This window comes from Acidovorax sp., from assembly GCF_016783915.1.
Lineage (GTDB): Bacteria > Pseudomonadota > Gammaproteobacteria > Burkholderiales > Burkholderiaceae_C > Acidovorax.
This window is the reverse complement of the sequence record NZ_JADHVT010000008.1, coordinates 56,828-66,274: the sequence shown is the minus strand read 5'-3', so window position 1 is coordinate 66,274 and position 9,447 is coordinate 56,828. Positions and strand designations below refer to the sequence as shown.

Below are 9,447 nucleotides of genomic sequence, written 5' to 3'. Positions count from 1 at the left end.
AAGCACCGCCGCCCGGCCAAGGCGAAGAAGGTACCATCGAAAAGGTCAAGGAGCGGCGCAACCTGTTTTACCGACAGGACGAGATCCGCACCAAGTCATTTGCTGCCAACCTCGATCAGGTGCTCATCCTGATTGCGGCAGAACCGGTGTTCTCCGAAAGCCAGCTCGCCCGCGCGCTGATTGCGGCCGAGGCGGAGGGCATCCAGCCCATCATCGCCCTCAACAAGAGTGATCTGGTCGAACCCTTCGCCCGAGCATGGGAGCGCCTGCTTCCCTACCGGCACATGGGCGCAGGCAAACACTATGGCGTGCTGCCGCTGTCGCTGGCACTGTCCAGCGATGTGGACCGAGCCCTGCTCATGGAACACCTGCGGGGCAAGACCACGCTGGTGCTGGGCCCGTCGGGGTCTGGCAAGAGCACGCTGATCAACCTGCTGGTGCCAGGCGCCTCGGTACTGACTGGCGAAATCTCGCAGGCGCTGAACTCGGGCAAACACACCACCACCAGCACCCACTGGTACTGGATGGATGCAGCGCGCACCACGGCGCTCATCGACTCGCCGGGGTTCCAGGAATTCGGGCTGCACCACATCGCCCCCATGCAACTGGCGGCCTGCATGCCCGACATCGCCGAGCATGCAACGGCCTGCAAGTTCTACAACTGCACCCACCTGCACGAACCGGGTTGTGGTGTGCTGGATGCCGTCAAAAAGGGCGCAGGCGCTGGAGGAATAAGTCCTTTTCGCTACAAAATATATAGCGATTTATTTGAAGAGCTGAGTCATACCCGGTATTGACAAGCCTCCATCTAGCGACGCTGCACCAGATAGCGCAGCAAGACTTGGTTAGCCCAGCAAACGGGCCAACGTCAGCAGAGCCAGCAGCAGCATCCAGACCACCACCGAGCGCCACACCAGGCCCACCACGCTGCGCAGATGGCCCACCTCGGGCTCGCGGCCGGGGGTGGAGTCGCTATCGCCCATGTCGGCGTCAATCTCCAGGCCATGTGGCGCATGCAGCTCAGTACGTGCCTTCAGCGCTTCACCGCCCAAACGCACATTGATGGCACCTGCTGTGGCGGCGAGCACCACACCATCGTTGTCGTTGGGAAACCGCTGCGCATGAAAACGCCAGCCTTCAATCGCCTCTTCAAAGCTGCCAACCACCGCAAAGCTCAGCGCCGTGAGCCGCGCGGGCAACCAGTCGATGGCGGTCCAGGCCTGCGCGGAGGCCTGCTGCAGGGATTCGCTGGCGGGTAACGCGCCCGTACGCTGCTTGTAATGCCAGTAGCGCGAGACAAATTCGGCCAGGCGATACAGCACCGCCCCCGTCGGCCCCAAACCCAGTGCAGCCAGCACCGAGAACCAGGCCAGCACGCCAAACACGTGCCGGTGGGCTGCCAGCACCGAATACTCAATCACATGGCGCACGATTTCGCTGCGCGGGAGCGCGCCTACGTCCACCTGCTGCCAGTGCGCCAAACGCTCGCGCGCCGCATCTTCATCGCCCTCTTCCAGCGCATCGCGGATGCCGGTGAAGTGGTGGCTGAACTGCCGAAACCCCAGAGTGACGTACAGCACGGCGACGCTCCAGAGCACAGCAAACGGCCAGCCAAGGCCCCACATCAACAGCCAGTGGATGGCCAATGTGACCAGAGCGGGCACGAGTACCGCGAGACTCCACGCCACCCAGCCGTGGTGCGACTTGCCCGCATCGAAATTGCGGCTCACGGACAACGCCCACGCACGCAGCCCCGCGTGGATGGAATTGCTGCGAGCCAGAGGGCGGGCCTGCTCGATCAGCAGAGCGAACAGGATGGCGAAGAAACTCATGGGGGGCAATGATACTGGCGCCAAGCCACCGGAGCACGTGATTCCGCCGAACCTCAGCGACACATGCACCACGAAGAGCGCAACACGCTCGCAACCCTAGAAACCGGCACAGCCTAAGCCAGTGCCCCTGCGCAAGGGCCGCCCCGCCAAACCGGAGGCGCCCCCCTTGCGGAGGAAGCCGCCAAAGCGACTCAAGGGGGTTCATTCAGCCATCATGAACCGGTAGAAATTGCGCAGCATGCCAGCCGTAGCGCCCCAGATGAAATGGGTCTTGTCGCCCTTCTGGTAGGGCATGGAGAACCATTCACGGTGCACGCCATCGCGGTCGAACACATGGCGGCGGTGGTGGGCCGGATCGAGCAGGAAGGCCAGCGGCACCTCGAACAGGTCGGCCACTTCATACGGGTTGGGCCGAAGCACGCAGTCTGGCCGCACCAGGGCGACCACTGGAGTGATGATGAACGACGATCCAGTCACATAGGTTGGCAAGATTCCCAGCACCTCGACAAACTCCCGGTCCAGCCCCACTTCCTCCTGTGCTTCGCGCAAGGCGGTTTCGGCAGGGCTGGCATCTTCCGGATCGGCGCGACCACCCGGGAAAGCGACCTGCCCGGAATGCGTGGACAGGTGTGCAGTGCGCTCCGTCAACAGCACCACGGGCTGCTCGCGCAACACGATAGCCAGCAACACGGACGCATGGGCTGGCTCGCGGTTCATGAATTGCTTCTCCAGCACCACCTCTGGCTCCCACTGGGGTGGTTGCGCAAAACGCGCGCGCAAAGCATCGGGCGTTTGCGCAGCCAGTGACACGGCGGGCAGGTGGGCATCCACACCCACCACCGGCACCATGCGGGGGTCAAAATCGGGCAGACTCGACAAAGGCGCAATGACCGACGACACGGCAGGAGGAGAAGTAGGGTTCACAAGAAGCAGGTTCCACGGACCAAAAAAGCAAAAAGCCGCTACAGGCTGATGCTGTAGCGGCTTGTCAGGACAGGCCCTCGCCTTGCTTGAATTAAGCGGCGGTGGCGGCAGCAACCTTGACGCGTTGTGGCAGCTTTTCCTTAATACGTGCCGACTTGCCGCTGCGGTCACGCAGGTAGTACAGCTTCGCACGGCGCACGTCGCCGCGGCGCTTGACTTCGATGCCGGCGATCAACGGGCTGTAGGTCTGGAACGTACGTTCCACGCCTTCGCCGCTGGAGATCTTGCGCACGGTGAAGCCGCTGTTCAGGCCGCGATTGCGCTTGGCAATCACCACACCTTCGTAAGCCTGCACACGCTTGCGGGTACCTTCCACCACGTTCACGCTCACGATGACGGTGTCACCAGGGGCGAATTCGGGGATGGTCTTGTTCAAGCGGGCGATTTCTTCCGCTTCCAGGGTCTGGATCAGGTTCATGTGAGTTTCCTAGTGATCTTGTCCGCGCCAAAAATGGCTGCATCGGGATTGACGTCTCAGTGTTTTGCGGGAGAACTCCCAGGCAAAACGGCCGGCCAGAGGATCGAAAAGCCTTTGATTATAGCAATTTAGCCGAGCTTGGCCAATACCGCCTCATCGGCGGGTGCCAAACGCCCCGCTTTGCGCGCAGCATCGATGAGATCAGGCCGGTGGCGGGCCGTGGTGGCCAAGCGCTGATCACGCCGCCAGCGCTCGATCTGCGCATGATGACCCGACAGGAGGGCCGCTGGCACCTGCTGCCCTGCCCACTCTTCGGGCCGCGTGTAATGCGGGCAGTCCAGCAGACCATCGAGCGCGGGATTGAAGCTGTCGAGCTGGTGGCTGCCCTCGTCGTTGAGCACACCGGGCTGCAGGCGCGCCACGGCGTCCAGCAGGGCCATGGCGGCAATCTCGCCGCCCGAGAGCACGAAGTCGCCCAGGCTCATCTGGACATTCACATGGGTGTCAATGAACCGCTGGTCGATGCCTTCATAGCGTCCACACAGCAACACGGCCCCCTCGCTGGCAGACCAGCGCTCCACGGCGGCGTGGTTCAGCGACTCGCCAATGGGAGAAAAAAGAACCAGCGGCGCCTCGCCGCCCTCGGGCTCACCACGCTCTGCCCGGATGGCCGCAAGACACCGCGCCAAGGGCTCAGCCATCATCACCATGCCCGGGCCACCGCCAAACGGGCGGTCATCCACCCGGCGGTAGTTGCCGTCGGCATAGTCCCGTGGGTTCCACAGGCGCACATCGACCTGGCCGCTCGCGTAGGCGCGCCGGGTCACACCGCTCGCCAGGAAGGGCGCGAACAGCTCGGGAAAGAGGGTGATGATGTCAAAGCGCATAGGGCGCGGCTCGTGACGGCGCGGTCAGTAGTCGGGCTGCCAGTCCACGGTGATGCGTTTTTCGGCCAGATCCACCTTGTCCACGAAGGCCGAGACAAACGGAATCATGCGCTCCTGTGCCTTGCCGTCCTGCTCATAGGCCAGCACCAGCACGGTCTGGGGGCCGGTAGACATCAACTCGCGCACCTCACCCAGCGCCACACCTTCACGGTTGAAGACCGACAGGCCGATCAGATCGACCCAGTAGTACTCGTCTTCGGAGGTGGATGGAAAACTGGACCGTGGCACAAAAATCCGCGCACCCCGCAGTGCCTCCGCGCCATTGCGGTCGTCAATGCCCTGCGCCCAGGCCACTACGGAGTCCGAATGGTCCTTGGCCTGGCGGATGGGCAGCAACACGGTGCCACTGAAGGTCTTGGCACCCCGCTCGGAGGGCTGCAGGTACCAGCGTTTGGACGAAAAAAGCGCCTCGGGATTGCTGCTGTGCGGCAGCACCTTGAACCAGCCCTTGACGCCCCAGGCATCCGCGATGCGCCCCACTTCAACGGCATCGGCAGGCAGTTCTGCGGGTTCGAGGGTCAACGGTGTGGTGGCCATGGCAGTGAATCCAGAATGAGAAAAGGGCGGGTTCCGCCAGACCAGCCGACGGAACCCGCCCTTTTCAGGGAGCTTTAAGCAGCCTTCTTGGCGGCTTGCTTGATCAGGCGGTCCACCGTGGGGGAGGACTGTGCGCCAACGCCCACCCAGTAAGCCAGGCGGTCTTGCACGATGCGCAGGCCTTCTTCGGATTCCTTGGCGGTGGGGTTGTAGAAGCCGATGCGCTCGATGAAGCGGCCATCACGGCGCACGCGCTTGTCAGCAACGACGATATTGAAGAAAGGACGGCCCTTGGAGCCGCCGCGGGAGAGTCGAATGACGACCATGATTTATCCTTCGGGTGGTGAACTCCGGCAACATTTGCCGTAAGCCACAGTGTTCGCAACCATATTCGCAACGCTTGAGACACGCGACATGGCCACCCGGCCAGCGACACGCTGCAAAGCCTGCGATTATATCCATTTCCCCAAAATGCCCTCTATCCGCCCCAGCACTGACAGCGATATTCCTGCCATCACGGCCATTTACCAACACCATGTGCTCCACGGCACGGGCACCTTCGAGATAGATCCCCCCTCCGAAGCCGACATGGCAAGCCGCCGCGCTGACGTGCTGGCGCGTGGCCTGCCCTGGCTGGTAGCGGAGAAAGACGGTCAAGTGCTGGGCTTTGCCTATGCCAACTGGTTCAAGCCCCGCCCGGCCTACCGCTTCTCGGCCGAAGACTCGATCTACGTGGCCGACCAGGCCCGCGGCATGGGCCTGGGCCGCAAGCTGCTGGCCGAGCTGGCGGTACAGGCCGAAGCGGCTGGCGTGCGCAAGCTGCTGGCGGTGATTGGCGACTCTGCCAACGCAGGCTCGATCGGCGTGCACCGGGCCCTGGGCTTCACCGATGTGGGCATCATGCGCTCGGTGGGCTGGAAGTTCGGCGCCTGGCGCGACATCGTGCTCATGGAAAAGACCCTGGGCGCGGGCGACACCACTTCTCCCGAATAGCGCGGCACCCATGAAAAACAAAACCGTAGCCGCCTGGCTCGCCTTTGTCGGCGGACCCCTGGGCCTGCACCGCTTTTACCTTCATGGCCTGTCCGACATGCTCGGCTGGTTGTTGCCCATCCCCACGGCGCTGGGCATCTATGGCATTCAGCGGGTGCAGCAACTCGGCCAGGACGACCACTACAGCTGGGTACTGATACCGCTGCTGGGCTTCACGATTGCCGCCTGTGCGCTGCGTGCCATCCTGTACGCGCTGATGACACCCGAGGCATGGAATGCGCGCTACAACCCCAGCGCCGCACCGGACGCCGCACCGGGCAGGACGCAATGGATCACCGTGGGCGCCATCGTGGTGTCCCTGCTGATCGGGACAACGGTACTGATGGCCAGCCTGGCATTCAGTTTCCAGCGGTACTTTGAGTACCAGATCGAGGAAGCGCGCAAGATCTCGCAGTGATCCGCTGGCAGGCGCCAATGCAAACGCCCCATCAAATTCACACTCAATGGGGCGTATGCGCTAGTGTTGATTGCCTTGAATGCTATCTATTCAATAGCATTCACGACCACTCGGCCATCAGAACAGCTGCAGGCTGATCCAGTAGGCGACGGCGGCCACGAAGGCGCTCGCCGGGATGGTCAGAATCCACGCCCAGATGATGTTGCCCGCCACGCCCCAGCGCACGGCGCTGGCGCGCTGGGTGGAGCCCACACCGACGATGGCGCCCGTGATGGTGTGCGTGGTGGACACAGGAATACCCAGCGTGGTGGCCAGGAACAAGGTCAGCGCCCCGCCCGTTTCGGCACAGAAGCCGCCCACGGGCTTGAGCTTGGTGATCTTCTGGCCCATGGTCTTCACAATGCGCCAGCCGCCAAACATCGTGCCCAGGCCAATGGCCACGTAGCAGCTGATGATGGCCCAGGCAGGGGGCGAAGCGTCAGACGCCGACGAGTACCCCGTGGCAATCAGCAGCAGCCAGATGATGCCAATGGTCTTTTGCGCGTCGTTGCCGCCATGCCCCAGGCTGTAGGCGCCTGCAGATACCAGCTGCAACCGGCGGAACCATTTGTCCACCTTGCTCGGGCGCGTGCGCCGGAAGATCCAGGCCACGGCCACCATCATGAGCGAGCCCAGCGCAAACCCCAGCAGCGGAGAGACAAAGATGAACGCCACGGTCTTGAGGATGCCCGCCGAGATCAGCGCGCCCGCACCAGCCTTGGCAATCACGGCCCCCACGATGCCGCCGATGAGCGCGTGCGAGGAGCTGCTGGGGATACCGTAGTACCAGGTGATCACGTTCCAGGTGATCGCGCCCACCAGGGCGCCAAACACCACGTGCGTGTCCACAATGCCGGGCTGCACGATGCCCTTGCCCACCGTCGCTGCCACGCTCAGATGAAAGACAAAGATCGCCACAAAGTTGAAGAAGGCGGCAAACAGCACCGCCTGAGCGGGCTTGAGCACGCCGGTGGAGACCACCGTGGCGATCGAATTGGCCGCGTCGTGGAACCCGTTCATGAAGTCGAACAGGATTGCCAGGGCCACAAGCAGAACCACAACCCAGAGGGCCGTCTGTACGGTTTCCATACTGGTCAGCCTGCGCGGATCAGGAGTTCTCGAGGACGATGCCCTCGATGCAGTTGGCCACGTCCTCGCACTTGTCGGTGATCGTCTCCAGCAGCTCGTAGATGGCCTTGAGCTTGATCACCTCGCGCACATCAGGCTCCTCGCGGAACAGCTTGCTCATGGCGCTGCGCATCACGCGGTCGGCGTCGGATTCGAGCCTGTCGATTTCTTCGCAGGTCTTGAGCGCGGCCTCGGCCACGGCCGGGTCGGCGATCTTGTCCAGCAGCTTGACGGCATCGCGCAGACGTTCGCAGCACTTGAGGCTCAGGTCCGTGAGGCGCGTGATTTCTTCCGTCATGTGGCGCACGTCGTACAGCGCCATGGTTTCAGCCGAGTCCTGGATCAGGTCGGCCACATCGTCCATGGTGTTGATCAGCGTGTGGATCTGCTCGCGGTCGATGGGGGTGATGAAGGTCTTGTGGATGGCCTTGTTCACCTCGTGCGTCACACGGTCGGCGGCACGCTCGGCGTTGTCCACATCCTGGTTGTACTTGTCGCGCAGGTGCGGGTCGCTGTAGTTGGCCACCAGTTGCGAGAAGGCCCGGGCCGCCTCGACGATGCGGTCCGCATGCTGGTTGAACATTTCGAAAAAATTGCCTTCGCGTGGCAACAGCTTGGCAAACAGCATGAAAACTCCTGGATCGGGAACGAATGGTGAGGAAAGGCCGCGCCATGACAAAACCATGACGCTTTCGTGACATGACGAGTTTAACCGTGCGCCCTGCAGGGACTGATGCCGCCGCCTCATACAGTCATGCGCATGGCGCGATAGGCGGCGGGGCGCCGGCCGTTCGGATGTTCTGTCGTCAGGCGCCCCGGAAGATGAAATACACCGCACCTACCAGGCAGAGCCCGGCCCAGAGGTAGTCCCATTTCAGGGGTTGGCCCATGTAGAACACGGCGAAGGGTACAAACACGCCCAGCGTGATGACCTCCTGCATGATCTTGAGCTGCCCCACGTTGAACTGGGTGAAGCCAATGCGGTTGGCAGGCACCTGCAGCAGGTACTCAAACAGCGCAATGCCCCAGCTGACAAGGGCGGCGACGTACCACGGCGAGGACGCGAGGTTCTTCAGGTGGCCGTACCAGGCAAAGGTCATGAAGATATTGCTGGCAGTGAGCAGCAACACCGTTTGCAGCGAAATGGGCAGAGATTGGAGCGCGTTCATGTGAGGGCGACAGGCTGGGTGGGTGAACGAAGCGGCAGATTATGAACAAAATCAGCCGATTGCGCCGGTGTTACATACCTTGACAGCTATATATTTAATAGCAAATTATTTCACCACCCACAGCATCTCCAGGCACAAAAAAAGGCACTCCCGAGGGAGTGCCTTGCTGGAAAGCAGCCGCACCACACAAGCGGTGCGCAGGCTTGCAGCCGCTTATTCGCCCAGGTAGGCAGCACGCACCTTGGGGTCGTTGAGCAGTTGCTGGCCGGGGCCCGACATGGTGATCAGGCCGGATTCCATGACGTAGCCACGGTCGGCAATCGCCAGCGCGCGGCTGGCGTTCTGCTCCACCAGCACGATGGTCACGCCCAGGGCGTACACGTCGCGCACCACCTCAAAGATCTTGTCCACCATGATGGGCGACAGGCCCATCGAGGGCTCGTCCAGCAGCAACACCTTGGGCTGGCTCATCAGCGCGCGGCCCATGGCCAGCATCTGCTGCTCACCGCCGGACATGGTGCCGGCCAGCTGGTCCTTGCGCTCGCGCAGGCGCGGGAAAATGGTAAACATCTTCTCGATGTCGGCCAGAATTCCCGCCTTGTCCTTGCGGGTGTAGGCGCCCATCTGCAGGTTCTCGGTTATGGTCATGCGTGCGAACACGCCACGGCCTTCCGGCACCATCACCAGGCCCTTTTTCACCAGGTCCCAGGCGCCCTTGCCCTTGATGCTTTCGCCCAGGTACAGGATGTCGCCATCGTTCATGGCCAGGGTGCCAGTGATGGCCTTCATGGTGGTGGTCTTGCCTGCACCGTTGGAGCCGATCAGCGAGACCAGCTCGCCTTCGCGCACTTCAAAGTCCACGCCCTTCACGGCCTGGATACCGCCGTAGGCCACCTTCAGGCCCTTGACCTGCAGCAGTACCTTGTTGGATTTTTCGGCCATT

The 9,447-nt window shown here is 62.5% G+C and carries 13 protein-coding genes; 3 read left to right on the top strand and 10 right to left on the bottom strand.

Annotated elements, in window-relative coordinates; all coding sequences use genetic code 11:
• A partial coding sequence (gene rsgA, locus ISS20_RS03500) for a ribosome small subunit-dependent GTPase A (RefSeq protein ID WP_291433742.1) occupies nucleotides 1-797 on the top strand: 797 nt, incomplete at its 5' end.
• Nucleotides 798-845: 48 nt separating this feature from the next.
• On the opposite strand, the gene ISS20_RS03495 is transcribed toward rsgA, so the two are convergent.
• From ISS20_RS03495 to rpsP, 6 genes are all read right to left on the bottom strand, one after another.
• Entirely contained in the window at nucleotides 846-1,832 is a 987-nt protein-coding gene (locus tag ISS20_RS03495; protein WP_291433740.1) for a CobD/CbiB family protein, read from the bottom strand.
• 201 nt (nucleotides 1,833-2,033) lie between these two features.
• The gene (locus ISS20_RS03490; RefSeq protein WP_291433738.1) at nucleotides 2,034-2,756 is read right to left on the bottom strand and encodes a CoA pyrophosphatase; all 723 of its coding nucleotides are present in this window, start codon (nucleotides 2,754-2,756) and stop codon (nucleotides 2,034-2,036) included.
• 91 nt (nucleotides 2,757-2,847) lie between these two features.
• On the bottom strand, nucleotides 2,848-3,234 hold the full coding sequence (gene rplS / locus ISS20_RS03485) for a 50S ribosomal protein L19 (RefSeq protein ID WP_099729610.1): 387 nt from the start codon (nucleotides 3,232-3,234) through the stop codon (nucleotides 2,848-2,850).
• 128 nt (nucleotides 3,235-3,362) lie between these two features.
• Nucleotides 3,363-4,121, bottom strand: a complete 759-nt coding sequence (gene trmD, locus ISS20_RS03480) for a tRNA (guanosine(37)-N1)-methyltransferase TrmD (RefSeq protein WP_099729609.1) — start codon at nucleotides 4,119-4,121, stop codon at nucleotides 3,363-3,365.
• Nucleotides 4,122-4,145: 24 nt separating this feature from the next.
• A complete protein-coding gene (rimM, locus tag ISS20_RS03475) occupies nucleotides 4,146-4,718 on the bottom strand; it encodes a ribosome maturation factor RimM (protein WP_099729608.1) in 573 nt (190 codons plus the stop codon).
• A 74-nt stretch (nucleotides 4,719-4,792) separates the two neighbouring features.
• Nucleotides 4,793-5,044, bottom strand: a complete 252-nt coding sequence (gene rpsP / locus ISS20_RS03470; RefSeq protein ID WP_015013104.1) for a 30S ribosomal protein S16 — start codon at nucleotides 5,042-5,044, stop codon at nucleotides 4,793-4,795.
• Nucleotides 5,045-5,189: 145 nt separating this feature from the next.
• Between rpsP and ISS20_RS03465 the strand changes: the two genes are divergently transcribed.
• Nucleotides 5,190-5,711, top strand: coding sequence for a GNAT family N-acetyltransferase (locus ISS20_RS03465; RefSeq protein WP_056061071.1), 522 nt, complete (start codon nucleotides 5,190-5,192; stop codon nucleotides 5,709-5,711).
• A 10-nt stretch (nucleotides 5,712-5,721) separates the two neighbouring features.
• Entirely contained in the window at nucleotides 5,722-6,168 is a 447-nt protein-coding gene (locus ISS20_RS03460; RefSeq protein WP_056061068.1) for a TM2 domain-containing protein, read from the top strand.
• Between the two features lie 117 nt (nucleotides 6,169-6,285).
• Here the strand turns inward: ISS20_RS03460 and ISS20_RS03455 are convergent, their stop codons facing one another.
• From ISS20_RS03455 to ISS20_RS03440, 4 genes are all read right to left on the bottom strand, one after another.
• On the bottom strand, nucleotides 6,286-7,296 hold the full coding sequence (locus tag ISS20_RS03455) for an inorganic phosphate transporter (RefSeq protein WP_291433730.1): 1,011 nt from the start codon (nucleotides 7,294-7,296) through the stop codon (nucleotides 6,286-6,288).
• A gap of 19 nt (nucleotides 7,297-7,315) precedes the next feature.
• Nucleotides 7,316-7,963 (bottom strand): DUF47 domain-containing protein, encoded by a 648-nt coding sequence (locus ISS20_RS03450; RefSeq protein ID WP_063461305.1) that lies wholly within the window; start codon nucleotides 7,961-7,963, stop codon nucleotides 7,316-7,318.
• A gap of 178 nt (nucleotides 7,964-8,141) precedes the next feature.
• Entirely contained in the window at nucleotides 8,142-8,504 is a 363-nt protein-coding gene (locus ISS20_RS03445) for a DMT family protein (RefSeq protein ID WP_015013099.1), read from the bottom strand.
• Between the two features lie 213 nt (nucleotides 8,505-8,717).
• Nucleotides 8,718-9,446 (bottom strand): ABC transporter ATP-binding protein, encoded by a 729-nt coding sequence (locus tag ISS20_RS03440; RefSeq protein ID WP_291433728.1) that lies wholly within the window; start codon nucleotides 9,444-9,446, stop codon nucleotides 8,718-8,720.
• Nucleotide 9,447 lies beyond the last annotated feature (1 nt).

What these genes read in the sequence shown, in the direction of transcription:
- ISS20_RS03495 (WP_291433740.1), bottom strand. Translation starts at nt 1,832, where the DNA reads ATGAGTTTCTTCGCCATCCTGTTCGCTCTGCTGATCGAGCAGGCCCGC.
- rplS (WP_099729610.1), bottom strand. Translation starts at nt 3,234, where the DNA reads ATGAACCTGATCCAGACCCTGGAAGCGGAAGAAATCGCCCGCTTGAAC.
- trmD (WP_099729609.1), bottom strand. Translation starts at nt 4,121, where the DNA reads ATGCGCTTTGACATCATCACCCTCTTTCCCGAGCTGTTCGCGCCCTTC.
- rimM (WP_099729608.1), bottom strand. Translation starts at nt 4,718, where the DNA reads ATGGCCACCACACCGTTGACCCTCGAACCCGCAGAACTGCCTGCCGAT.
- rpsP (WP_015013104.1), bottom strand. Translation starts at nt 5,044, where the DNA reads ATGGTCGTCATTCGACTCTCCCGCGGCGGCTCCAAGGGCCGTCCTTTC.
- ISS20_RS03465 (WP_056061071.1), top strand. Translation starts at nt 5,190, where the DNA reads ATGCCCTCTATCCGCCCCAGCACTGACAGCGATATTCCTGCCATCACG.
- ISS20_RS03460 (WP_056061068.1), top strand. Translation starts at nt 5,722, where the DNA reads ATGAAAAACAAAACCGTAGCCGCCTGGCTCGCCTTTGTCGGCGGACCC.
- ISS20_RS03455 (WP_291433730.1), bottom strand. Translation starts at nt 7,296, where the DNA reads ATGGAAACCGTACAGACGGCCCTCTGGGTTGTGGTTCTGCTTGTGGCC.
- ISS20_RS03450 (WP_063461305.1), bottom strand. Translation starts at nt 7,963, where the DNA reads ATGCTGTTTGCCAAGCTGTTGCCACGCGAAGGCAATTTTTTCGAAATG.
- ISS20_RS03445 (WP_015013099.1), bottom strand. Translation starts at nt 8,504, where the DNA reads ATGAACGCGCTCCAATCTCTGCCCATTTCGCTGCAAACGGTGTTGCTG.
- ISS20_RS03440 (WP_291433728.1), bottom strand. Translation starts at nt 9,446, where the DNA reads ATGGCCGAAAAATCCAACAAGGTACTGCTGCAGGTCAAGGGCCTGAAG.